The organism is Rhodoblastus sp. (genome assembly GCF_041915505.1).
Classification (GTDB): domain Bacteria; phylum Pseudomonadota; class Alphaproteobacteria; order Rhizobiales; family Beijerinckiaceae; genus Rhodoblastus.
Window position 1 is genome coordinate 1 of the sequence record NZ_JAYSBG010000005.1, and the last position, 22844, is coordinate 22844.

General features: G+C 64.6%; 20 protein-coding genes. 6 read left to right on the forward strand and 14 right to left on the reverse strand.

The window, feature by feature from the left end; genetic code table 11:
* Window positions 1-129: 129 nt before the first annotated feature.
* From otsB to efeU, 5 genes are all read right to left on the reverse strand, one after another.
* Complete coding sequence (otsB, locus tag ACE3S9_RS00730) at window positions 130-942, reverse strand: trehalose-phosphatase (RefSeq protein WP_374544510.1); 813 nt, start codon at window positions 940-942, stop codon at window positions 130-132.
* 221 nt (window positions 943-1163) lie between these two features.
* On the reverse strand, window positions 1164-2000 hold the full coding sequence (gene efeO / locus ACE3S9_RS00735) for an iron uptake system protein EfeO (protein WP_374544511.1): 837 nt from the start codon (window positions 1998-2000) through the stop codon (window positions 1164-1166).
* A gap of 5 nt (window positions 2001-2005) precedes the next feature.
* A complete protein-coding gene (gene efeB, locus ACE3S9_RS00740) occupies window positions 2006-3376 on the reverse strand; it encodes an iron uptake transporter deferrochelatase/peroxidase subunit (protein ID WP_374544512.1) in 1371 nt (456 codons plus the stop codon).
* Between the two features lie 17 nt (window positions 3377-3393).
* Window positions 3394-4515, reverse strand: a complete 1122-nt coding sequence (locus ACE3S9_RS00745) for a cupredoxin domain-containing protein (protein ID WP_374544513.1) — start codon at window positions 4513-4515, stop codon at window positions 3394-3396.
* A gap of 2 nt (window positions 4516-4517) precedes the next feature.
* On the reverse strand, window positions 4518-5354 hold the full coding sequence (gene efeU, locus ACE3S9_RS00750; protein ID WP_374544514.1) for an iron uptake transporter permease EfeU: 837 nt from the start codon (window positions 5352-5354) through the stop codon (window positions 4518-4520).
* A gap of 752 nt (window positions 5355-6106) precedes the next feature.
* Here efeU and ACE3S9_RS00755 point away from each other — a divergent pair.
* The 3 genes from ACE3S9_RS00755 to ACE3S9_RS00765 all read left to right on the forward strand — a co-directional run bounded on the left by ACE3S9_RS00755 (window position 6107) and on the right by ACE3S9_RS00765 (window position 10600).
* The gene (locus ACE3S9_RS00755; RefSeq protein ID WP_374544515.1) at window positions 6107-6439 is read left to right on the forward strand and encodes a hypothetical protein; all 333 of its coding nucleotides are present in this window, start codon (window positions 6107-6109) and stop codon (window positions 6437-6439) included.
* Between the two features lie 157 nt (window positions 6440-6596).
* Complete coding sequence (locus ACE3S9_RS00760; RefSeq protein WP_374544516.1) at window positions 6597-8504, forward strand: RiPP maturation radical SAM C-methyltransferase; 1908 nt, start codon at window positions 6597-6599, stop codon at window positions 8502-8504.
* 71 nt (window positions 8505-8575) lie between these two features.
* Window positions 8576-10600 (forward strand): S8 family serine peptidase, encoded by a 2025-nt coding sequence (locus ACE3S9_RS00765; RefSeq protein ID WP_374544517.1) that lies wholly within the window; start codon window positions 8576-8578, stop codon window positions 10598-10600.
* 45 nt (window positions 10601-10645) lie between these two features.
* On the opposite strand, the gene ACE3S9_RS00770 is transcribed toward ACE3S9_RS00765, so the two are convergent.
* The 4 genes from ACE3S9_RS00770 to ACE3S9_RS00785 all read right to left on the reverse strand — a co-directional run bounded on the left by ACE3S9_RS00770 (window position 10646) and on the right by ACE3S9_RS00785 (window position 14352).
* Window positions 10646-11476: an alpha/beta fold hydrolase gene (locus ACE3S9_RS00770; protein WP_374544518.1), complete on the reverse strand. Its 831-nt coding sequence runs from the start codon at window positions 11474-11476 to the stop codon at window positions 10646-10648.
* A 113-nt stretch (window positions 11477-11589) separates the two neighbouring features.
* On the reverse strand, window positions 11590-12084 hold the full coding sequence (locus tag ACE3S9_RS00775; protein WP_374544519.1) for a hypothetical protein: 495 nt from the start codon (window positions 12082-12084) through the stop codon (window positions 11590-11592).
* A 46-nt stretch (window positions 12085-12130) separates the two neighbouring features.
* A complete protein-coding gene (locus tag ACE3S9_RS00780) occupies window positions 12131-13741 on the reverse strand; it encodes a pyrroloquinoline quinone-dependent dehydrogenase (RefSeq protein ID WP_374544520.1) in 1611 nt (536 codons plus the stop codon).
* 77 nt (window positions 13742-13818) lie between these two features.
* A complete protein-coding gene (locus ACE3S9_RS00785) occupies window positions 13819-14352 on the reverse strand; it encodes a Dps family protein (protein ID WP_374544521.1) in 534 nt (177 codons plus the stop codon).
* A 217-nt stretch (window positions 14353-14569) separates the two neighbouring features.
* On the opposite strand from ACE3S9_RS00785, the gene ACE3S9_RS00790 reads away from it, so the two are divergent.
* Together ACE3S9_RS00790 and ACE3S9_RS00795 are read left to right on the forward strand one after the other, a co-directional pair.
* On the forward strand, window positions 14570-17383 hold the full coding sequence (locus ACE3S9_RS00790; RefSeq protein WP_374544522.1) for a winged helix-turn-helix domain-containing protein: 2814 nt from the start codon (window positions 14570-14572) through the stop codon (window positions 17381-17383).
* A 430-nt stretch (window positions 17384-17813) separates the two neighbouring features.
* Window positions 17814-18098 carry a hypothetical protein gene (locus tag ACE3S9_RS00795; RefSeq protein WP_374544523.1) on the forward strand — a complete coding sequence of 95 codons (285 nt, stop codon included), beginning with the start codon at window positions 17814-17816 and terminating at the stop codon, window positions 18096-18098.
* Window positions 18099-18146: 48 nt separating this feature from the next.
* Here the strand turns inward: ACE3S9_RS00795 and ACE3S9_RS00800 are convergent, their stop codons facing one another.
* On the reverse strand, window positions 18147-19049 hold the full coding sequence (locus ACE3S9_RS00800; RefSeq protein WP_374544524.1) for a LysR family transcriptional regulator: 903 nt from the start codon (window positions 19047-19049) through the stop codon (window positions 18147-18149).
* A 115-nt stretch (window positions 19050-19164) separates the two neighbouring features.
* On the opposite strand from ACE3S9_RS00800, the gene ACE3S9_RS00805 reads away from it, so the two are divergent.
* Window positions 19165-19707, forward strand: coding sequence for a carboxymuconolactone decarboxylase family protein (locus tag ACE3S9_RS00805; protein WP_374544525.1), 543 nt, complete (start codon window positions 19165-19167; stop codon window positions 19705-19707).
* Between the two features lie 126 nt (window positions 19708-19833).
* On the opposite strand, the gene ACE3S9_RS00810 is transcribed toward ACE3S9_RS00805, so the two are convergent.
* From ACE3S9_RS00810 to ACE3S9_RS00825, 4 genes are read right to left on the reverse strand one after another with little or no spacing between them, the layout of a single operon-like run.
* Window positions 19834-20619 carry a haloacid dehalogenase type II gene (locus tag ACE3S9_RS00810; RefSeq protein WP_374544526.1) on the reverse strand — a complete coding sequence of 262 codons (786 nt, stop codon included), beginning with the start codon at window positions 20617-20619 and terminating at the stop codon, window positions 19834-19836.
* A 60-nt stretch (window positions 20620-20679) separates the two neighbouring features.
* The gene (locus tag ACE3S9_RS00815) at window positions 20680-21474 is read right to left on the reverse strand and encodes an SDR family oxidoreductase (RefSeq protein ID WP_374544527.1); all 795 of its coding nucleotides are present in this window, start codon (window positions 21472-21474) and stop codon (window positions 20680-20682) included.
* Window positions 21471-21905, reverse strand: a complete 435-nt coding sequence (locus tag ACE3S9_RS00820) for a nuclear transport factor 2 family protein (RefSeq protein ID WP_374544528.1) — start codon at window positions 21903-21905, stop codon at window positions 21471-21473. Before ACE3S9_RS00820 ends, ACE3S9_RS00815 begins: the two co-directional genes overlap by 4 nt.
* On the reverse strand, window positions 21902-22786 hold the full coding sequence (locus tag ACE3S9_RS00825) for an alpha/beta fold hydrolase (protein WP_374544529.1): 885 nt from the start codon (window positions 22784-22786) through the stop codon (window positions 21902-21904). Before ACE3S9_RS00825 ends, ACE3S9_RS00820 begins: the two co-directional genes overlap by 4 nt.
* Window positions 22787-22844 lie beyond the last annotated feature (58 nt).

The window sequence follows — 22844 nt, forward strand, 5'->3', positions numbered from 1 at the left end:
AATAGCCGTCCCTCGGCTTCGCTCCATCCACCAGCGCGCAAAACACCGGATCCGCGTCGACGCGCGGCCAGCACAGCCAGACGATCGCGCCGGAACGGTCGATCAAGGCTGAAATCGCGCCATTGCCAATTACGGCGAGGTCCAGGGAGGGATCGAGCTGCATGAAGCCTCGCCGTCTTTCTCCGCTGCAATGCGAACAGCAAGCCCCAACAACCAGCGACGCACGGCGGCGGTTCCATCGAAATCGGCGTCGGCCTCGGCGAAAAATTCGCCGGCGACCCGCAATCCTTGGCCGCCGAACTGTTCCGCCGCCACAAAGGCGTCGAGATCCGTCGCGTCGTCGCCGATCGCGATCGGCCGGCGCCCGCGAAAGGCGGGACGCTGCATGAAGGCCTTCAGCGCCTCGCCCTTCGAGACGCTTTTAGGCGTGATTTCAAAGACCATTCGTCCCGGGCGGATTTCGAGCGGCAGGGCGGATTCGGCCAGGAGCGCCTCCAGCCGCCGCAGGAGTTCCGGCGCCCGCTGCGCGGCAAGGCGATAATGGACGGCGATCGCGGACCCTTTCGGCTCGATTGCGACGCCGGGATCGAGTTCCGACAGGCGCGCGACCGCCTGGACCAGGCGTTCGGGAAGCGGTGGCGCGACCGCCCGGCCGTCGCCGCCGCGTTCTTCCCGCATTTCGGCGCCATGCGCCCCGGCCGCCAGCGGCCGCAGCGGATCAAGCAGCCGATCGATCGTGGCCAGGGTCCGACCGGACAAAATGGCGACGGCGCCGTCGAGCCCTTCGGTCAGTTCGGCGACGAGGCCGCTCAATCCGGGCGGCGGCGCCGTCACGGAGGGCGTCGGCGCGATGTCGATCAAGGTGCCGTCCAGATCGAGGAACAATGCGATCCGCGAAGGCGCGTCGATCGCGTCAGGGCGCGCGCGCGCCTGCGTCTGCATCCGCCGCCTCCAGGGGGCCATGGCCGGGTCACCGGCGTCAAGGGGCAAACGCAGCCCGTCGCCGGACGGTTCCCCCCGAATCGCCGCGGCTCGTCCCGAGGAAGCGCCGTGTCGCGACCCGCTTGAAAGCGCCAGCCGCAATCCCTCGGGCTGAAAATTCCTATGCTTGAATAACGTTTGAACCGGACGCATGACCGTGCGTCCGGTTCACCACGAACGGCTCAGTCGAGGCCGAGCGTTCCGCGCAATTTGGAGAGATCCTCGGCCAGCGCGGTGACGGGGCCGCGCAGCGCCACGCGATCCTTCTTGGTCAGCTTTTCATAGCTCTCATAGCCGCCGCCCTTCACCGCATATTTCGCCAGCAACGTGTCCACCTTGGCGAAGTTCACGTTGATGCGCTCGGCGAGCTTGGGATTGGCTTTCACGATCTCAGGCTGCAGCAGGTCGAAAATCTTTTTCGCGCCTTCGACATTCGCCGCGAAATCCCACAGATCGGCATGGCTGTAACGGTCTTCCTCGCCGGAAATCTTGGTCTTGCCGACCTCCTCGATCAGGCCGGCCGACCCGCCGACCACCTTGGCGGGCGGCACGGGAAGATCCTTGGTCCGGCTCTTCAGCTCTGTCACATCGGCGTCGAGCTTGTCGGCATAGGGCTTGAGGCCATCGGTCGAGGATTTCGAGAACAGGCCATATTCAATGCGATGGAAGCCGCCGAAATTGGGATCGGCTTCCTTCTTTTCGTAATCGTCGGCGCGCGAGTCGATCGCCTTGTCGAGATCGGAGAACAATTCGGCGATCGGCTCGATCTTCTCGTAATGCACGCGGGCCGGAGCATAGAGCGCCTTGGCCTTTTCCAGGTCGCCGGCGCGCACCGCGTCGGTCAGGGCCTTGGTGTCCTTCTGCAGGGCGTCCACCTCGCCCTGCACCCAGATCTTGTAATCCGAAACAGGCGCGGCGAGATCGGCGGGATCGACCTTGGCCGCCGCCTGGGCGCCGGCGGGCGCAAGAGCGGCGATCCCGATCGCAAGGATCGAGGCGCGGAGCGTCATTGAAATCATTTTTGTCAGCCTTTCTTGGGGGGAGATGAAGAAGTCGTCGGGGAAGAGGAGGCATCGAGCGCGTCGGCCGCGGCGAACAGCGGGCCGCCGAGAGAAGCGCCGCGCCCTGGGACGCCCGGAAGCGCGAAGAAATAGCCGCCGCCATAGGGCTTGATATATTCCTCCAGCGGCTCGCCGTTCAGGCGCGCCTGCGCTGCGAGAAATCCCTTCTGCAGATCGGACTGGAACGAGACGAACAGCAGACCCATATCGAGCTGGCCCGATTTGGTCACGCCATTGGAATAGTTGAAGCCGCGGCGGATCAGCCGCGCTGTCTCCTCGGGCGTGCGCGGATTGGCAAGGCGGATGTGGGCGTCGAGCGGAATTTTCTTGCCTTCCGGATCATGCGCGTAATCCGGAATGTCGAATTCCTCGGCATGGCCCATCGGGGCGCCGTCTTCCTTCTTGCGCCCGAAGATGCGCTGCTGCTCGCCAAGCGGCGTGCGATCCCAGGCTTCGACATAATTCCGGATGAGACGCACGACCTGATAGGTCCCGCCGACCGTCCATTTCGGCTCGCCCGATTGCGGCTGCACCCAGACGTAATCGTTCATGAGCGCCGCATCGGCGACATTGGCGTTGGCGGTGCCATCCTTGAAGCCGAGCAGGTTGCGCCCGGTGCCGAGCGGCCCGCGCCGTTCGCCGTGGCTGGCGGTGAAGCCCTCCTGCTTCCACTTAACGGCGAGACGATCCGGCGTCGCCTTGAGCACCGCACGCAGGGCGTGGATGACCTCTTCCTGCGTTTCGGCGCAGAACTGGATCAGAATGTCGCCATGGGAGAGGTCGCTGTCGAGGGCGTCATTGGGAAAGGCCGTCATTTCGACAAGCTGTTTCGGCTTGAGCGGCGCGAGGCCGAAGCGGTCGTCGAACAGCGAGGCGCCGACGGCGAGAGTCGCCGTGAGCCGTTCGGGCTGGATCGCCGGGCCGAGCACGCCGCTGTCGGACGGAGGGAATTTTTCGTCGAGGATCGGCGGGCGCCCGCCTTCCGCCGACATCACGAAAAGGTCGGTCAGGTCGGCGAACAATTGGCGCAATTCGGCGCGTTTCTCGACCAGAACGTCGAAGGCGACGACGAGGCCCGCATGAGGCTGCGGCGTGACGATTCCCGCCTGATGAGGACCGTAGAAGGGGATGATGAGCGGCTGCGCGGCGGGGGCCGGCGCGGCTTCGGGCGCGGCCGCCGCGCCATGGGTCGCGCCATAGAAACCGGCGCCGCCCGCGGCGAGGCCGAGCAGCAGGCCGCGGCGCTGCGGCGACGGCGGCGCGTCCGGTTCCTGTCCCGCCTGTTTTTCTTTCGCGGGATCGCCTTGCGAGGGGTTCATATTCTGTGAGGACATGGTTCGGCCTCCTGACATCAAAGCCCGAGCGGGCCGGGCAAAGCGGCGAGACGTTCGGCCACCGCGCGCGCCGAAGCCGCGAGCGCGTCGCGCTGTTCCGGCGAGAGGGTGCGGGCCTTGCCGCCGTCTCCCGCCGCGTTCGCCGGCCGCAGCAATTCGGCGCGCATCTGGTCGAGCGTGGCCGTAAGCGCGGCGAATGCGGCAGGATCGACCGGCTTGGCATAGGGCGCGAACAGGCGGACGATTCGCTCGATCGCCGCGCGCTGCGCTTCGAGCCGCGCCAGCAGCGGCGCGGCGATGTCGGGCCTCGCGTCGATTTCGCCGACGGCGCCGCGCGAAAGCGCCAGCGCGCCCGCGACCAGCTGATTGGCCGGAACGATCAGCGGCGCCGCCGCCGCGGCGAAACGCGCGGCGTCGGCGTCGAGCTTTGTCGCAATGTCTCCACTTGGACGGGGCGGATCGGCGAAGAGCGCGCCGCCGAGCGCCGTCAGATCGTCGCCGAGCGGGCGCGCCTGTTCGGCGATGGCCGACTGGATCGGCGCTGTCGATAGAAAGGCCGTTTGGGCGTCGAGGAAGGCGCGCGTCGCGGCGTCGCGGTCTCCCGAGGCCTCGGCCTCGCGCAAGCGGCGCGAGGCGTCGGTGAGATCGGCCAGCCGCCGCTGGTTGCCGACCCGATATTCGGCCGCCACGCCGACAAGATCGGCGGCTGAGGGCTTTGCCACGCCCTCGCCGGTGACGACCAGCCGCCCGCGCGGATTGTCGAGCAGGCCGCAGGTGATCTGATAGGCGCCCGGCTTCAATTGGGTGGTGAGCCGCGACTTGAAGCCCGGCGCGATATTCTCGCGCTCGTCGATCACCATGACGCCGTCGAGGATTTCCCATTCGACCGAGCGGCTCGACTTGTTGGCGATCACGAAACTGACGCGGCCCGCGGGAACGGTCAGCTCCACCGGATCGCATCCCTTGGCGGTCACGGTGACGGCGAATTCCGGCGGCGTCGCGTCGGCCGAGGCTGCGCGAGGCGCGCAGGCGAGGCAGAGACAGGCGCAGCCGAATGTGGCGAGCCTGCGGGTCGCGCTGCCCGAGGCAACGCCTCGACGATGATTCTGAGAGGACGGATTCTGGATTTTGAAAGTCATGATCAGGAGGCGACTACGCGGGGAGAGGGAGCGGGGCGCGACCCCAGCAGGAAGGCCGTGAGGGCCGGGACGAGATAGAGAACCCAGACCAGGACCTCGCCGAGGCTGGGCGCGTCGCGATAGCCGAACAGGCCGGAGAGCAGTGTCCCGACCGGCCCGTCGGCGGGCAGGATGGCGCTGGCGTCGAACACGGTTTTCTGCAGGCCGTTCCACAGGCCGGCTTCATGCAGCGAGCGGACGACGCCGGCCGCGATCCCGGCCGCGACAAACAGGATGAGGACGCCGGTCCAGCGGAAAAAGCGCGCGAGGTCGATCCGCTTGCCGCCCCGATAGAAGGCCACGCCAATGGCGCAAGCCACCGCGAGGCCCAGCACCGCGCCGACAAAGGCCTCGATCCCGACGTCATCCATCTGCTGCCACGCGGCGATGAGAAAGAGAATGGATTCGAGCCCTTCCCGCGCCACGGCGAAAAAGGCCAGAAATGCGAGCGCCCTCCAACCCGATCCCGAGGCGAAGGCCTCGTCGACGCCGGCATGCAGGGTTGCGCGGATCGAGCGCGCCGCCTTGCCCATCCAGAACACCATCGAGGTAAGCACTATCACGGCGAACAGGCCGACGCCCGCCTCGAACAATTCCTGAATTTTCTGCGGCAGTTCCGACGCCGTCAGTTCGAGCGCGATCCCGAGCGCGATGCACAGCGCGACGGCGAGGCCGACGCCCGTCCAGACCGCGCCCAAAGCATGCGCGCGCCCGGTGCGGGCGAGATAGCCGGCGATGATCGCAACCACCAGCGCCGCCTCCACGCCTTCGCGCAGCATGATGAGGAAGGGAGCAATCATCGTGGGGACGCTTTCAAAGTCTTTCCGCAAAACCTTTCCGCGACCGTCGCCGAAGCAAACCGGCCGGCGCTTCTCCCGGACCTGCGTCGGGCAAAGAACGACCGCCGCGCGCCCAGCCCTGCTGGCGCGCGAAATTCATTCCCGGCGCGGATCCGATGCGAAACAGGCGGCCGCGAGGCGAGCCGGACCGCTTGTTCAGCCCGGCGAAATTGACCCCGCCGCGGCGCCGCCATCAATGACAATCGTCGTATTTAGAATACTTCTAATTCTTGCCCAGGTGGTTGCGCCGGCGGCCGGGGAGAGCTCTGTCACCGGGGAAGAGGCGGCGGATTGCGCGGAGCCTTGTCTTTCGGCTTTATGGCCGCACGCGATTCACCCAGCGAAGGGCGGAAGGCGCTTGCCCGCGTTTGGCGTGCTCAAGATGGTGGCCAACTGTACCGTTCCGACATGATCGTTCTGTAGTAATACGTTTATATCGTATTAATTTGAAGTTACATAAATTTTACACTCACATATATTCAATAATGTTGCTAATTATAATCACGGTATATTTACATTTTATTTTACACATATATTTATTTTCTATTGAGATGCTTGGCAATACGGCTCATATTTACTCTGCAGAGCGATCCAATTGTAAAACATATCAATATTGCGATCGCTCGCAATCGGACGGCAGGCCGATCGTTTCTGGCAGCCAGACATTTTGCGCTGCTGTTCGAGACAGGCCTCAACGAGCGGAGGACTGAACAATGGCCGACCAAACCATTACAGCTGACGACATCACGGCGCTGGCGAGCAAGCTCGACGAGATGGCCGCAGTGCTGACCGACACCGAAAAGGCTTTGCTGCTCGGAATCTTCAAATTGGCCGGGCAGGCTCTTTCTTCCCATATGTCGAACGTGACCGGATCCGGCGGCCAGCAGGAGAGCGGCAGGGTCGCCGCGCCCGCAGCCGGAGTCGGAGTGGCGAGCCTCTCCAGCGGCTTCAAGGGCGCGTTCCAGCAACTCGGCGCCGGTAATCTCAGCGTCCGCACCGGCCTGGGCGCGGCGGCGAGCGGCGTCGGCATCGGCGTTGTTTGGTAGAGCCTCGGCCCAGAGCCCAAGACTGTCCCCGGATGACCGCCAGGCTTTGGCGGCCGGCCCGGGGACGGCGCTTCCGAGACAAAGTCGCGCCGCGACCTCGATCGCGGTTGCGAGGCGGAATCTCGGCAACCGCTTCCCTATCAAGGCGGATGAAGACATGCTCGATTTGCAGACGCATCCGGCGGGCGATCTCCACGCGCCCGAAATCATGACCGGCGCGCAAGCCTGCCGCGTCGCGCTCGTCAACATGCCGTTCGTGTCGATCTATCGCCCGTCCCTGCAGCTCGGATTGCTGCGAGCGATCGCCGAGCGGGAAGGTTTTCGCGCGACCACATTCCATCTCAACCTCGATTTCGCGCAGCAAATCGGACCGAAGCTTTACGAGCAGCTTGTCCATCACAGGGGGCGGATGTTCGGCGACTGGCTGTTTTCGCCGGCGGCCTTTGCGGCGGAGGCGCCGGATCCCGGCGGCGACCTGCTCGATAAATTCGGCGAGGAAGCCGCTTTGCTGCTCGCCGATCTCGGCGTCGATCGAAACGCCTTGCTGGACATACGCAACCGCGCGGTTCCGCTTTATCTCGATCGGATGCTCGACAGCGTGGACTGGTCGGCGTTCCAGGTCATTGGCTTCACCTCGACCTTCCAGCAGAATATTGCGGCCTTCGCGCTCGCCGCCCGACTCAAGCAGCGTTTTCCCCATCTGATCACCTTGTTCGGCGGCGCTAATTTCGAAGGAGAGATGGGGCTGGCTCTGGTGGAGAGCGTCGATTGCATCGACTATGCCGTGATCGGCGAGGGCGACGAGGCGTTTCCGGCCTTTTTGCGCGCGGTGGCCGAGGGCGACGATCCCGCCTTGACGCCGGGCGTCGTGTCGCGCGCCACGGCGCGCAAGACGCAGGCGCCGCGCGCGCCGTTCCGGCGGCTCGACGAACTCCCCCTGCCCGATTACGAGGAATTCTTCGCCCGCGCCGAAAATGTGGGCCTCATTCCCGACATGTCGCGGCGCCTGGTCTATCTTCCGTTCGAGAGTTCGCGCGGGTGCTGGTGGGGCCAGAAACACCATTGCACTTTTTGCGGCCTCAACGGCGGCTCAATGGCCTATCGTTCGAAAAGCCCGGCGCTGCTCCGCGACCAGCTCGCGGAACTGGTGAAGCGCTATCGCAGCTTCATGCTGGAAGCCGTCGACAATATTGCCGATCACGACTATTTCGCGTCCTTCTTTCCGGCGATCGTCGCCGACAAATCGGACTATCAGTTTTTCTACGAGGTCAAGTCCAACCTCACCCGCGACAAGATCCATTTGCTCCGCGATGCCGGCGTGAAGCGGATTCAGCCGGGCGTCGAATCGCTCAACAGCCATGTGCTCAAACTGATGCGCAAGGGCGTGTCCGCCGCCCAGAACATCAACCTGCTGCGGTGGGCGCTCTATTACGGCGTCGATGTCGGCTGGAACATCATCTGGGGCTTCCCCGGCGAAACCGAGGACGATTACCGCGACCAGCTTTCGATCATGAAGCAGATCGTTCACTTGCAGCCGCCGACCGGCGCCGGCCGCATCTGGATGGAGCGGTTCAGCCCGCTTTTCACGGAACGGCGCACGTTTCCGGCCCGTTTCGTCCGCCCGGAGACCAGTTACAGCTATGTCTATCCCTCCGGGGTCGAACTCGATCGGGTCGCCTATTTCTTCGAATATGAACTCGATGGCGCATTGGCCGACGAGACCTATGTCGACACGCGCGACTGGGTGCGGGCGTGGCAGGCCGCCTGGAAGCAGGAAAGGCGTCCCACGCTGCATTACTGGTCGGCGCCGAACTTCATTCAGATCGACGACCTGCGCGAGGTGGAAACCTCGGGAACCTATACGTTCAAGGGCGCGCTGGCCGATATTTACGTCTGCTGCAGCGATCGGCCGATGACCGCGGCGAGCGTCAAGGAAACGTTGCATCTTGGCGAATCCGTCGACGAGATCGCCGAGGCGCTGCATGAATTCGCGAGCCGAGGCCTGATGTTTCACGAAGGAGGACATTTCCTCAGCCTCGCCATCCCGGCGACGCCCGGACGATAGGCGGGCTTCGGGACGGGCTCGGCCGGTCCTGCGGGACGCGGGACCATCGCGGAGCGGAAGGAGACAGACCGATGGCGCAGACCGTTTCTCTGAACGACGCCAGCCAGGACCAACTCACCATTCTGCTCGGCCTCACCGCGGAGCAGGCCCGCGCCTTCATCGGGCAGAGACCCTTCGCGTCGGGGGCGGCGGCCGCGACCGCGCTGCCGCCCGATGCGGCCGCGAAGCTCGACGGCGGCGACGTCCCGCTGCTGAACATCAATGTCGCCAGCGCAGCGGATATTGCGCGCATCGTCCAGATCGCGCCGGATCTCGCCCAGAGCATTGTCGCGGGCCGCCCCTATTACAGTCTGTTCGATCTGCGGCGTCAGTTCGCGGGCAATCCGGCGGGCTTCATGCGGCTGATCAGCTTCTTCCGCGCGGCGGAATTCACCTATTGCGACAAATTGAGTGGTGCTGACGTCCGCCTGGTCCCGGACCGCTCGCAGATGCTGGTCCGTTTCGCGGCAGGCCAAGGCGAAAGCGCGCAGGATGTGGGCCATCCGCTGGGCTTGAAGCTGATGTCGGCGCATGGGCGTTCGCCCCAGCGCTATGCCGTCTATGACGCCGGACAGGTCGAGGCCGGCGCCGATCCGGTCGCGGCGCTCCGCAAACAGGCCTCGGTCCAGAGCGTCACGCCGAGTTTCAAAGATAAGGACGGGTGCACGCGTTACGCCGACGGCGAACTCTGCCTCGTTCAGTTTCTGCAAGGGACGTCGCTCGCCGACCAGGCCAAACTGCTTGCGTCGGTCGGCGCCGAGGTTCAGGAGCGCCTCCGCACGCCGGGCCTGCTGACCGTTCGCATTCCGGGCGCCCTCGCCAATCCGGCCCTGCTCATCAATGCGCTGGCGGCGTTCAACGCATCGGACAAGGTCAAATTTGCGGAGCCCGCCTATATCGGCCTGAACGATCTGGAAGCGGCGGCGCTGCGGGCCGTTCCCGCCGGCGATCAGGAGACCGCCGCGATCGCGTGGAACCTCCAGCTCGTCCGCGCCGCCGAGGCCTGGGGATCGACCACCGGCTCGCCGAAAGTCATCATCGCGGTGATCGATACCGGCGTCGAGCTGACGCATCCGGCGCTGGCCGGGGGCCTTGTTCAAAGACCGTCTTCCGAAGACTGGAATTTCGCCGATGACGGCGTCTCCGATCCAACTGACGACGAGGGTCACGGGACCTTCATCGCCGGCCTGCTGGTCGGAAACGGCGCCTTGGGACTGCGGGGCCTCTGCCCGCAGTGTCGCGTTCTGCCGCTGAAAGTGCCGCTGGACGGCACGACGCAAAGCTACGGCCGCCGCCGCGACGCTATTTTATACGCGCTCGATTTCGCGCCGCCGGATACGAAACTGATCATCAATCTGAGCTGGAAGACGACCGGCGACATCGCCGCCATCCGCGACGCGATCAATGTCGCCGTCTCGCGCAATGCGCTGGTCGTCTGTTCGGCGGGAAACTGGCCCGACGGCCCCAACGAGCCGCATTATCCGTCGGATTACCCCGCGGCCGTCTCGGTCGCGGCGCTCGCCCCCGACGAAAGCCGCGCGCCTTATTCCTTCTCCGGCTCCGCCGTCGACCTGGCGGCGCCGGGCGGCAGCGGCTCCGATATCGACGCGGAAAATATTACGTCTTCCGGTCTCGGCGGGACGTCGACGGTCGATTTCGGCACGTCCTTTTCGGCGCCTCATGTCGCAGGCGTCGCGGCGCTGGTCTGGTCACAATTTCCCGCCCTCGCGGAGAGCGAGGTGCGCGCCAGGCTCGAAGGATCCGCGACGCCGCTATCCGACGACGGCCTGGGGCGCGGCATCGTCGACGCTGCAACCGCGCTAGGCCTCGGCGCGCAGCAGGTGGTTGTCACGCCGCCTCCAACCGCCGCGACATCCGCTGGACTTTTCGCCGTCAACAGTGACGATCTCGCGACCTTGATCGGCCTGTTCAATCTGCTGCCGATCACGGCGCGGCTGCTGGTCGCTCTCCGCCCTTTTCAGCAGATCGGCGATATCCGCAGCGTGCTCGGCCTGACCGACGCCCAGTATCAATCGATCGTCGCTTACGCCGGTTGATGCGATCCGCCGGGGGGCGAGACGCCCGCCCCCCGAGCGTCGGGCTCAGCTTTTGATGAAGGCGAGCAGGTCGGGATTCAACACGTCGGCATGCGTGGTCAACATGCCGTGCGGATAGCCAGGATAGGTCTTGAGCGTTCCGTGTTTCAGCAGCTTGGCCGAGAGCAGCGCGGAAGCCGCGATCGGGACGATCTGATCGTCGTCGCCATGCATGACCAGCGTCGGAACCGCGATCTTTTTCAGATCCTCGGTGAAGTCCGTCTCGGAAAAGGCCTTGATGCAGTCGTAATGCGCCTTGGCGCCGCCCATCATGCCCTGGCGCCACCAATTCCGGACGACGCCCTCGCTCACCTTGGCGCCGGGCCGGTTGAACCCGTAGAAGGGCCCTGCCGGCACGTCGAGGAAGAATTGCGCGCGATTGGCCGCGAGCGCGGCGCGAAAGCCGTCGAACACTTCGATCGGCAGCCCGCCGGGGTTCTTGTCCGACTTCAGCATGATCGGCGGCACCGCCCCGACCAGCACCGCCTTGGACACGCGACCAGGCTTCGAGAGTGCGACATAGCGCGCGACCTCGCCGCCGCCGGTCGAGTGACCGATATGGACGGCGCCTTTGAGGTCCAGCGCGTCGGCCAGCGCGATCACGTCGGCCGCATAAGTGTCCATGTCATTGCCCGTCCAGGTCTGGGTCGAGCGGCCGTGCCCGCGCCGGTCATGGGCGATGACCCGATAGCCATGGTTCAGGAAGAACAGCATCTGCGCGTCCCAGTCGTCCGCGCTGAGCGGCCAGCCGTGATGAAACACGATGGGAGGCGCGTCCTTCGCGCCCCAGTCCTTGTAGAAGATCTCGACGCCGTCCGTGGTGGTGATCGATGGCATGGCCTGCTCTCCTGTCTTGGGCATATGAGAAGGCGCGGCGACCGCGCCCCTTGGAAGCGCCAGCGATGTCGCGATCGTCGCGCCCGCTTTGATGATTTCGCGTCGCGTCGTCGTCACGCCCGGCCGGTGGGCGCGGCTGGGCCGGGCAAGCGGGCCGCCCGCCAGCCGAGTGCGACAAACCCCAGCAGGACGATGAGCTGGGTCGCGACGAAGGGCGGCTCGGACTGCGTCGGCGCCAGCGCCGCAAGCGGCGCGATTTTCTGGAAAGCCTGCACGACGCCGACGAACACCAGCAGATAAAGGCTGACCACAAGCCCGGCGGCATAGATCGGCCGCCAGGCGCCACTCAATTGGCGGCCGTAAAAAGCGAAAAGCGCCGCCGCGAGCACAAGCAAGGCGATCACGCCAGTGATCATGGCGGGCGTCACCCCGTGAAAGGGAAAGAAAAAGCCGGTGACGCTCGTCAGGACGGCCGCGGTCAGGAACAGTCTCGCGGACGGCGGTGGAAGGCCGTCGGAGAACAATCCGGCGACAGCGCGTATGCCGACCACGATCGCGATCAGACTCAGCGCGGTATGGATCAGGGTGATCGCCTGCAGATAGGTCATGGTCACGATCCTCTTCATGCTTTTGGACCCGGAGCGCCCGCCGGCCTCACGGCAGCGTCAGGACGGTGATCTTGGTGGTCTCCTTGCCGCCGCCGAAAAAGGCCGAGACCGAACCGGAGAGGGCCGCGACATATTGCTTGCCGTCCAGCGCGTAAGTGAACAATCCGCCGCCGGCGGAGGCCGGCAGAACGTGATGCAGCAGCACGTTTCCGCTGTCCTCATCGAGCGCATAGAGATCGCCCTTGAGATCGCCCGCGAAGACCAATCCGCCCGATGTCGCGGTGACATTGGCGAGCATCGGCGCCGGCGCCTCGAATTTCCATTTGATCTGCCCGGAGGCCGCATCCACCGCCGCGAGAACGCCGCGCGACTGGTCGATCGGGTCCTGGGTGATGCCGCCGCCGTAAAAATGCGTCGCCAGTTGATGAACCGGCGCCTCGGCCTGATGGGACACCGTGCCGCACCAGTTCACCATCGGCGAAAACACCAGCCCCTTGTCGGGATCATAGGCGCTGCTGCTCCATTCCTGGCCGCCGAGCAGACCGGGGCAGATGTGCATCGGCTGTTCCGTCGCCGGTTTGTCGGCGTTCTCCTGCTTCGAGATGACGAGGTCGTAAAGAACCTCCGACGTGTTCCGGTCGACGCCGCGCAGCCGCCCGTCCTTGCCGCTGACGATGAGGAGGTCGCGCGGCTTGCCGTCAATCTTGACCGTCAGGACGGGGCTCGTCTGCGAAAGATCCCAGTCATGGGTGTCATGCGGCACGAATTGCCGCGCCCAGATCAGCTTGCCGGTTCTCACGTCGAGCGCCGCCGCCGTATTGGTGCCCTCATTGGCGCCCGGCCGCGATTCGCCGTAAAAATCCGGCGCCGGATTGCCGACCGGAATGAACAGCACGCCTTTTTCGCGATCGAGCGAGACCGGCGTCCAGAAACTGCCGCCGCCATGGGCGATGGCCTCCGCCGAGCCCCAGCTTTTCGCTCCGGCCGCATCCGGCGCGGGCAGGACGCCGTAGCGCCAGATCTCGGCGCCGTCCGCAAGGTTGAAGGCGCCGATCCAGCCCTGTCCGCCCCAATCCGCGCCCGCCGTCCCATAGATGATCTTGTCGTCCACGATCAGCGGCGGCATGCTGAGATAATGGCTTTCCTGAATGCTTGTGATCTGCTTTTCCCAGATCGGCTTGCCGTCCGCCATGGACAGCGCAATCAGATAGCCGTCGGCGGTGCCGCGGATCAGCTTGCCGTCCTTGATGGCGGCGCCGCGATTGACGGTCGACAGCGCCTTGCCCTTGAGCGTCCATTCGTGGCGCCAGATTTCCTTGCAGGTCCGCGCGTCAATGGCGATGGTGGTCTGGGCGGCCGTAAGATAGATGCGGCCGTCGTAAAGCAGCGGCGTCGACTGCGCCTGGACCGGCAGGCCGCTGTCATAAGCGCAGGCCTCTTTCAGATTGGCCACATTGCCGACATTGATCTCGCTGAGATTGACGCGCCGCCAGCCGTCATAACTCTTGTTGGTCATCAGCCAGCTATCGGTGGCGAACGCCGAATGGTCGAGTTCGGCCTGGGTCGGGCCCGACGGCGCGGCCTGAGCGGACGCGGCGGCCATCAGCGCCAGAACGGCGCTCAATCCGCCAAGACCCATGTGTCTGCGATCGGTCATCATGTTTGTCCTTTGTTGCGATCCCGGACGGGAGTTCGTTCGCGGCGCGGCGCCTTCGGCAGGATGAGGCCCGCCGCTCAATGCGGCGCCCGCCCCTCGTCGTCGCAGATCGCCTCGTGGAGGAACCAGACGCGCCGTTCGGCCTGGTCGATCCAGTTTTCAAGGACGCTGGCGCTGGCGACATCGCCATGTTCGTCGCAAATGGCGTGCGCCTCGCGGAAGCCGGCGGCGAGTTCGCGATTGTCGTCGCGCAGCTCAGCGAGCATTTCGAGCGGCGTCACAAATTCAGAATCATTGTCGGCAATGCCCTGCAAGCGCGCGATATGGCCGATGGAGCGCAAGGTGACCCCGCCGATCTTGCGCACGCGCTCGGCGATGTCGTCGGCTATGGCGAAGATCTGGTCCGCCTGCTCGTCGAGCAGCAAGTGGTAGTCGCGAAAATGCGGGCCGGACATGTGCCAGTGGAAATTCTTTGTCTTGACATAGAGCGCGAAAATATTGGCGAGCGAGGCGTTCAACGCGCCGGATATGTCGGCGACCGCGGCCTGGGAGAAGGCTGAACGCCTGTTGCGCGCGGCGTCGTCGCCGGGTCTCTTTTCGCTTATCTGCATGGTCTTTTCCCCAGGCGCAAGCTTTACCGCCCGGCGAGCCTGGGCTGGCGCGCCGGAACCGGTCGAACACAAAAAGGTTTTCATGCTATGGTTCGGGAGGCGAGTTTAGTGTCGTGAATCCGCGTTAAATTGCGGGAATAACGCTTCCCGCGCCGCGCCCCGAGGGGCCACGCGCGATGCGGCAGGCGTTCTGCGACAACGGAATGAGGTGCGTGCAATGGACGACGTGAGCGCTGCGGGGCCGTCGAGCCCGCCGCAGGAGGCGAACGATCGCGTCTATGCGTTCGGCGATTTCCGGCTTGCGCCGGGCGCGCGCCTGCTTTCGCGCAACGGCGCCCCCGTCAGGCTTGGCGCGCGCGCCTTCGACATATTGATCGCGCTGGTCGAACGCGCCGGCGAACTGGTCGGCAAGGCCGAATTGTTCGAGCGCGTGTGGCCGGGCTTGTTCGTCGACGAGAGCAGCCTGCGGGTGCAGATCGCGGCGCTGCGGCGCGCGCTCGGCGACGCCGCCGCCGGCGGCCGCTTCATCGCGAGCGTGCCCGGACGCGGCTATAGTTTCGTCGCCGAGGTCAAGGACCAGGACGCCCTGGCGCACCCGGCCAATCAGGATCATGCCGCGCGGCTCGAACCGATCTTCGGCCGCGACGACGTCATCCAGACGGTTGTCTGGCGTCTGCCGCTGAAGCGTTTCGTCACCATCGCCGGACCGGGCGGCATCGGCAAGACGTCGGTCGCGCTGACGGCGGCGACGTGGATCGCCGGCAACTATCGCGACGGCGTGCGCGTGATCGACCTGTCGCCGCTGACCTCCTCGCGTCAGGTCGCGGCGCATATCGCGTCGCTGCTGCGGATTTCCGCGCCCAGCGCCGACCCGTTGCAGACCCTCGTCGCTTATTTGAGCGGCCGCAACCTGCTGCTGGTGCTCGACAATTGCGAGCATGTCGTGACGGCCGCGACGGAAATCGCCGAGCAGATCCGAGCGGCGGCGCCGGACGTCCATCTGCTGACGACCAGCCGCGAACCCTTGCGGGCGCGCGGCGAATGGGTCCAGCGCCTTGAGCCTTTGTCCTTTCCGCCCGCCGACGCGCGCCTGTCGATCGAGGATCTGCGCGCTTTTCCCTCCTGCCAATTGTTTCTCGAACGTTGGGCCGCGTGCGACAGCGCGATCGACCCAAAGGACGAAGATGCGCCGGTGGTGGCCGAGATCTGCCGCAAGCTCGACGGACTGCCGCTGGCGATCGAACTCGCCGCCGCCCGCGCGCCTTTGTTCGGCTTGCGCGGCCTGCGCGACCGGCTCGATGACCGTTTCGCCATCTTGACCAAGGGACGGCGCTCCGCCGCGCCGCGCCATCGCACGCTGATGGCGACCATCGACTGGAGCTTCGAAACGCTCAACGACGCCGAGAAGACTCTATGGCGCCGGCTCGGCGTGGTGCGCGACGCCTTTACCCTCGAAGCCGCCAAGACGCTCGGGCTCAACGGGGCCGAGCCGCTTTGCATCGTCGACGCGCTGGACAGTCTCGTCGAAAAATCGCTCGTCACCATCGACGCGCGCGGCGAAGAGCGCCGCTATCGCCTGCCAGAATCGCTGCGGCTCTACGCCCTGGACAAGCTGATCGAAAGCGGCGAACTGGAATGCGCCCGGCGCCGCCACGCCGAATATTGGCTGGCGCGCTCGGTCCAGGCCGGCGACGCCTGGATCGAATTGCCGACCCGGGACTGGCTGCTCGCCAATGGCGGCAATATCGCCGATGTCCGAGCCGCGCTGGATTGGGCCCTGGGTCCGACCGGCGACGCTCTGCTGGCGATCGAACTGACGGCGGCTTCGGCCCCGATCTGGTTCAAAATGCTGATGATCCCGGAATTGCGCGGCTATCTGGAACGAGCGCTGGAGCTCGCCGCGCAAAATGACGCGGTCGATCCGCGTCTCGTCCTGCGCATGCGGATCGCCTTGGCCCACGCCATCTATCACATGATGGGCCCAGTCGCGGCGGTGCGCGAGGTTCTGGAGACGGCGGTCGCAATCGCCGAGCGCCTGGACGACGCCGGCGCGCTGACTCACATTTTCTGGGCGCTGTCAGGCTGCGCCTCCGTTATCGGCGACTATGACGCCATGACCCGGGACATCGGGCGTCTCGACGCGCTGCGACAAAGGCGGAAGGGAGAAGCGATCCAGGCGACCTATGACCGGATGGCGGCGCTGGGCGCGCATCTGACCGGGTCGAACGAAAAGGCGCTGCTTCACGTCAAAGCTGCCTTGACCCACACCGCCGTCAGGATCGGCGACGGCGGCTTGATCTACGACCATACCCTGGCGACGAAAGCGCATTATAGCAGGATCTTGTGGGCATTGGGCCGGCCAGCCACGGCGCTGGAGGTGATCGACGGCGCCATTGCTTACGCCTTGCGTCTCAATCAGCCCTTCGCTTTCGGCTATTTTCTCGTCCTCGGCGCCTGCCCCGTCGCGCTGTGGAGCGGAAGGCTCGATCTTTTTGGTCAATATGTCGCCTCGCTGCTCGACGAGTCGATCGGCATTCCGCTGACAATCTGGCGCAAGAGCGGCGAGATTTATCGACAGACGCAAAGATTTCTGACTCAAGGAGAGAAGGCCGACGAGGCCCGACGCATCCTCGGCGAAATGTCGGTCACCCCCTCGCAGGCCGAACGGCTGAGCACATTCGACTGGCGCCTGCTGCGGCCGGAATGCCTGGCGGAAGCCGCGGCGGGCCGGATCAACTGGTCGACGCCGGAAGTCCTGCGCGCGCAAGGCGAGACCTTGCTGGCCGGCGGAAACGAAACGGCGCGCGCGGAAGCCGAGCCGCTGTTCCGGCGCGCGATCGCGATCAGCCGCAATCAACGATGCCTGGCGTGGGAGCTGCGCGCCACGATAAGCCTCGCGCGACTCCGGCGCGCGGACGGCGATCCGGCGGACGCGCGGGATCTTCTCGGATCGGTGATCGACCGTTTTGAGCCGGGCCCGGATATTGAGGATCTACGCATCGCGAAAGAGCTTTTGGATCGCCGTCCGTGAAAATCCTCCGAACGCCTCGCCGAGGCCCGCCGACGCGACCGCAATAGTTTGTCGCCTGACGCCGGACACCCGACAATATCGTGTTCGATTTCGCCAATGGCGTCAGCGCCGGCGGCTTAGGCCATCCGACCTGCGGCGGCGCGAGCAACAGCGCGGCAACCAATGTCGCGAAAAGCCTGCCGAACGTTTCGCCCTGATCGCGGGCCCCGTTGCGCCTCGTTTGGTATGGAGGTTGCCGAGGCTTTGGCGTTCGGCGAAGCGCGCGAGATGATCAAATGACGGGGATTCACTATTTCAGAAATGGAAATTCATATTTTCAGCGCCGAAACCGTTCATCTGTAACGAGTCCCATCGCGGCTCGTATGTTCCCGTGAGGATCGACAATAAATCCAGCGATCCGGCAACTGTACCCGTTACTCAGGAGACGGATATGTTCACGAGGAACACCGAAAACAATTCTCAGACTGGCCGCAATATTACCAAAAACGTCGCCTTTGGCTTAGCCGCCTTCATGCTGTTCGGAGTTCAGATTGCCGCCGCCAAGACCGGCGGGAAGAACGTCAATCCCCGCGCGATGCAAGCGCATGCGGAAACCTCCACATCCCAGCCGTCCCGGACTTGCATTCCGGCGAATGGCGCGCAGATCTTGGGCAGTTTCGCCGGCGCTGACGATCTCATCGACGTCAATACCGGAGAAATTTGCGGAAAGCGCTGAACGCAATATCTCCAGCGCGCGACGAGGCTCCCCACCGGGAGCCTCGTCTTATTTTGCGTCCGCCAGAGACTTGCGGATGCGCGGCGCCGCATATTCTATGAAGCAGCGGGTTTTGAAGGGGATCAGGCCCTGGCCTGCATAGACGAAATTGACTGGCAGCGGATCGGGCGCGTAATCCGCCAATATTTCCTTGACTGCGCCCGACTGGATCGCGGCGTCCGCCTGATAGGACAAGACGCGCACGACGCCCAGATGAGCGGCCGCCGCATCAATCGCCGCCCATGCGCCGTCGACGACGTACCGGCTTTGCACCGGCTGCTCCAACACTTTTCCGTCGCTATGGAAACACCAGCTTTTCGCAGAATCCAGCGCATCGAACGTGATGCAGGCGTGACCTTCAAGGTCGGCGGGCGTGTTCGGTTCACCTCTGTCGGCGAAATAGGCGGGACTGCCGCAAAGGATATGGCGGACGCCGCCCAGGCGCGTCGCCATCATGGCGCTGTCCGGTAGCGCGCCGATCCTGATCGCCAGATCGACATGGTCGTCGATGAGATGCAGATTCCGGTCGGACAGAATGAGCTTGATGTTGATTTCGGGAAAAGTCGCGAGAAAGTCGTGGATCACCGGCCCGACATGCAGACGGCCGAAACAGACCGGCGCCGTAAGCGTCAAGTCGCCCCGGGGCGCTGAAAACTCTCCCGCGGCGGCGCGCTCCGCCTCCTCGATTTGTTCCAGAATTTGCCGGCTGGCGACCAGGAAATTCTGGCCCGCCTCCGTGACCGCGATCTTGCGGGTGGAGCGGGTCAACAGCCGCGTTTTCAGATGATCCTCCAGATCGGCGACTTTACGGCTGACGGTCGCCAGGGACAGATCGAGCTTTCGGCTGGCGCCGGAAAAACTGCCCGTCTCCACGACGGCGACAAATATGCTCATGGCCTCGATGCGGTCCATTTTCTCGCCTTTCGCAATTGTGATTCTATACTTTCAGCTCTACTCATTTTTGTGACATATAATAAATTTCTCTCATGGCGACCGAAGACAATCACGCCAGATCGAGAGGATATAGATGAGATTTACTATTCCGACCCCCGAAATGGCGCCCGCCGCCGCGCGACCCACGCTTGACGCCGTTCACAACCAGTTCGGCGTCGTTCCCAATCTTTTCCGCCTTGTCGCGCAGAGCCCCGCCGCGCTCGAGGGCCTGACCGGCCTGTCCGGCGCGCTGAGAAAGACATTGGACGCCAAGACCCGCGAACGGATCGCGATCGCCGTCGCGCAGGCCAATGGGTGCGATTATTGCCTTTCCGCGCATAGTTATATTGCGCTCAATCTCGCCCATGTCGATCCGGCCGAAATCGCCCTCAACCGCAAAGGCGCCTCGTCCGATCCGAAGGCGGGCGCGGCCTTGCGCTTCGCCCTCCAAGTCCTGGAGACCCGCGGCAAGGTCGCCGACGCGGATCTCGCGACTGTGCGCGCCGCCGGATTTTCCGACGCGGAGATCCTCGACATTGTCGGCCATGTCGCTTTGAACGTCCTGACCAATTTCTACAACAACGTCGCCAAGACGGAGATTGACTTCCCGGCGGTCGCCGACGCCGACGCGGCCTGACCGCGGAACGATCCGGCAGCAGGACTTGAAACGCATCTTGCCGCCGGTTTCGCCCGCCTTCGCTCCCCTCCCGGCGAAGGCGGGCTTCGCCGATTTTCAATCCACATCGTCGTTGGCGCCGCGACGCTAGCCGACAAATTTCGCCAGTTCGACGAGGTCGGCGCCAATCGCATCCGGCCGCACGCCCAGCTCCTCCAGCGGCGCATCGAGACGGTTTACCCAGAAGGTTGTGAGGCCAAAGGCTTTTGCTCCCGCGGCGTCCCAACCGCCGAAGGCGGCGAAGACAATCTTGTCTCGGGGCAAACCAAACGCCGTCTCCGCCATTTGATAAGCGCGAGGATCGGGTTTGTAAGCCTTCACCAGATCAGTGCTCAAGCGGTGCTCGAAAAGGTCCGTTATTCCTGCCGCGTCGCTCAGCCTTGCGAGTATTTCCGGGGTCAGGTTGGACACATAGGCGAGGCGCTTTCCTGAATTTCGCATGGACCTCAATGCGGCGACCGAGTCGGGCCAAGGCTTGAACGCGAAAGCCGCGTCCATCAGTTTGGCCCGCGCCGAGGCGTCCAATTCGACCTTCGCCGACTTGCATGCGAAAATCAGCGCCTCCTCCGTGACTTGCCGAAAGTCCGCATAATCCCTGTTCAGCGTCCTGAGCCAGCAATATTCGAACTGACGCGAGCGCCAAGTGGAGAAGATCTCCTTGCCGCGGCCCGGGAAACATTCCTCGACCGCTGCGGCCGGCGAACGCGGATCGAAAATGGTGAAAGCGTCGAAGGCGACAGCCAGAACGCGCTCCGAGCGAGCGCGGGCAGGCGCGACGTCGCCCAATATTCCGGCTACCGCGACAGCGGATCCTGCTTGCGCGAGCAGCCGACGACGACTGATCGTGCGGTCGCCAAATGGATGTTCGGTCATCGCAAGTCTCCTCGTCACTGCGGATGCAAAAAGCTTCTTGTGAACGCCATGAGCGCCTCGTCAAACAGCTTTCGCTTCGCCGCCATCCATGCGGACGGCGACGCCGGTCATCCAGCGCGCCGCCGGCGACACCAGAAAGGCGACCAGTTCGGCGATTTCCTCCGGAGCGCCATAGCGGCTGACGCCGGCCTCCTCGATAAAGCGCTGACTGGCGGCTTCGAGCGACAGCCCGTGGGTCTCGCCATAGAGGGCCAGCATCGAGCGCCGACGGTTGGTCATGACCGGGCCTGGAAGCAGGCTGTTGACCTGCACGCCTTCCTTGATCCCACGCTCGGAGAACGCCTTGGCCAGCGCCGAGATGGCGGCGTTGATTGTGGCCACCGCCGCCAGTGAGGCCTTTGGCGCCAGCGCGCTGGCGCCGGAGGTCAGCACGACGGCGCCCTTCGCCGCCTTCAGCGCGTCCCAGGCGCACAGGGTCAACCGCCGCGCGCCGTGGAATTTCAGCGACAGGCCGTCCTCCCATTCCTCGTCTGTCAGAACGAAGAGATCCTTCTGCGGCACGGCGCCGGCGACATTGACCAAGGCGTCGATGCGGCCGAATTGTTCGAGCGTCCGGACAACAACTTGCGCCGGCGCTTCCCGTTCACGCAGGTCGAGCGCCAGCGGCAAAACGCGCGCGCCGGCCGCCTCGATGGCGGCGGCGGTTTCCTCCAGCGCATCCCCGCCGCGAGCGACGGCGACCACCGCGGAAAAATCCTCCGCCAGACGCAAGGCGACAGCGCGGCCGATGCCGCGGCTGGCGCCAGTGACCAGCGCGACCGATTCCGATCGCGCATCGTGGTGGAGCGCGTTCACGCCATGGCTCTCAGTATCGGCCCCGCATCGGCGACCATGTCGAAACGCGCGATCTTGCCCTGACGCACGCGCCAGAGATGCGCGAAAGCGGCGCGCATCGGCTTGCCCGTGGCGCGATGGACGCCGGCATAGGCGCCGATGGTCACAACACGATCGGCGTCCGCGATGAATTCCGATGGCCGGACCGAAAAATCCACCCAGTCGCGCGAGAGCGGGACCAGCAGCTTTTCGAGCACTTCGTCCGGCGTCCGCCATGTGCCGCTGTAATAGGGGAAGCTTTCCGATTCAGTCCATTCCAGGTCCGGCGCCAGCAGCGCCATGAGACCCTCCACGTCGCCGGTCGCGAGCCGTTCATAAAAGGCGCGGACGATCGAAGTCGCCGGGACATTCTCGCCGTGCGGCGGGGCGATCGGATGCAGCGCCTCGGTCATGCCGCCGCTCCCATTTCATGAGCGAAGACTTTGGCGAGGAAGCTCTCGATCGCCTTGGCGATCTCGCGGGCGTGGGTCTCCAGGGCGAAATGGCCGGCGTCATAGAAACGGATCTCCGCGTCGGGCAAGTCGCGCTTGAACGCTTCGGCGCCCGCAGGGACGAAGAAGGGATCGTTGCGGCCCCAGACTGCGAGCAGCGGCGGCTTATGCGCGCGGAAATAGGCGTGGAACGCCTCATAGGCGGCGACATTGCTTCGATAGTCGAGGAACAGGTCGAGCTGGATCTCATCATTGCCCGGACGGGCCAGATAGAAATCGTCGAGATTGCGGCCGTCGGGCGAGACCAGCGCGGGGTCAGCGGCGCCCTGTGTGTATTGAAACAGGGTGGTTTGCGGCGCGAGGAAAGCCCGCAGCGCATTGCGGTTGTCCGCGTTCGGCGCGTCCCAATAGGCCTTGATCGGCGCGAAGGCCTCCGAAACGCCCTCGACATAGGCGTTGCCGTTCTGGGTCACGATGGCGGCGATGCGCTCGGGATTTTTCAGCGCGAGGCGCAAACCGACCGGCGCTCCATAATCGAACACGTAAACGGCGTAACGCGTCAGGCCGAGTTTTTCTGTGAAACGGGCCATGACATCCGCCAGGGCGTCGAAAGTATAGGCGAATTTCTCGCGCGGCGGCTGAGCGGATTGGCCGAAGCCCGGAAGATCGGGGGCGATGAGCCGGAATTTTCCCGCCAGCAGCGGGATCAGATCGCGGAACATGTGCGAGGCGCTGGGAAAACCATGCAGCAGCAACAGGACCGGGGCTTCGGCCGCGCCGGCCTCGCGGTAGAAAATGTCGAGGCCGTCGACATTGATGGTTTGGTAGCGGACTGGGAACATAGCGAGACTCCTTGAACGAAGGGGATAACCGTTTAAATTGCATCAATAGGGTTATGGC

Excerpts from the sequence above, each read along its gene's own strand:
- otsB (WP_374544510.1), bottom strand. The coding sequence starts at position 942 with ATGCAGACGCAGGCGCGCGCGCGCCCTGACGCGATCGACGCGCCTTCG.
- efeO (WP_374544511.1), bottom strand. The coding sequence starts at position 2,000 with ATGATTTCAATGACGCTCCGCGCCTCGATCCTTGCGATCGGGATCGCC.
- efeB (WP_374544512.1), bottom strand. The coding sequence starts at position 3,376 with ATGTCCTCACAGAATATGAACCCCTCGCAAGGCGATCCCGCGAAAGAA.
- ACE3S9_RS00745 (WP_374544513.1), bottom strand. The coding sequence starts at position 4,515 with ATGACTTTCAAAATCCAGAATCCGTCCTCTCAGAATCATCGTCGAGGC.
- efeU (WP_374544514.1), bottom strand. The coding sequence starts at position 5,354 with ATGATTGCTCCCTTCCTCATCATGCTGCGCGAAGGCGTGGAGGCGGCG.
- ACE3S9_RS00755 (WP_374544515.1), top strand. The coding sequence starts at position 6,107 with ATGGCCGACCAAACCATTACAGCTGACGACATCACGGCGCTGGCGAGC.
- ACE3S9_RS00760 (WP_374544516.1), top strand. The coding sequence starts at position 6,597 with ATGCTCGATTTGCAGACGCATCCGGCGGGCGATCTCCACGCGCCCGAA.
- ACE3S9_RS00765 (WP_374544517.1), top strand. The coding sequence starts at position 8,576 with ATGGCGCAGACCGTTTCTCTGAACGACGCCAGCCAGGACCAACTCACC.
- ACE3S9_RS00770 (WP_374544518.1), bottom strand. The coding sequence starts at position 11,476 with ATGCCATCGATCACCACCACGGACGGCGTCGAGATCTTCTACAAGGAC.
- ACE3S9_RS00775 (WP_374544519.1), bottom strand. The coding sequence starts at position 12,084 with ATGACCTATCTGCAGGCGATCACCCTGATCCATACCGCGCTGAGTCTG.
- ACE3S9_RS00780 (WP_374544520.1), bottom strand. The coding sequence starts at position 13,741 with ATGACCGATCGCAGACACATGGGTCTTGGCGGATTGAGCGCCGTTCTG.
- ACE3S9_RS00785 (WP_374544521.1), bottom strand. The coding sequence starts at position 14,352 with ATGCAGATAAGCGAAAAGAGACCCGGCGACGACGCCGCGCGCAACAGG.
- ACE3S9_RS00790 (WP_374544522.1), top strand. The coding sequence starts at position 14,570 with ATGGACGACGTGAGCGCTGCGGGGCCGTCGAGCCCGCCGCAGGAGGCG.
- ACE3S9_RS00795 (WP_374544523.1), top strand. The coding sequence starts at position 17,814 with ATGTTCACGAGGAACACCGAAAACAATTCTCAGACTGGCCGCAATATT.
- ACE3S9_RS00800 (WP_374544524.1), bottom strand. The coding sequence starts at position 19,049 with ATGGACCGCATCGAGGCCATGAGCATATTTGTCGCCGTCGTGGAGACG.
- ACE3S9_RS00805 (WP_374544525.1), top strand. The coding sequence starts at position 19,165 with ATGAGATTTACTATTCCGACCCCCGAAATGGCGCCCGCCGCCGCGCGA.
- ACE3S9_RS00810 (WP_374544526.1), bottom strand. The coding sequence starts at position 20,619 with ATGACCGAACATCCATTTGGCGACCGCACGATCAGTCGTCGTCGGCTG.
- ACE3S9_RS00820 (WP_374544528.1), bottom strand. The coding sequence starts at position 21,905 with ATGACCGAGGCGCTGCATCCGATCGCCCCGCCGCACGGCGAGAATGTC.
- ACE3S9_RS00825 (WP_374544529.1), bottom strand. The coding sequence starts at position 22,786 with ATGTTCCCAGTCCGCTACCAAACCATCAATGTCGACGGCCTCGACATT.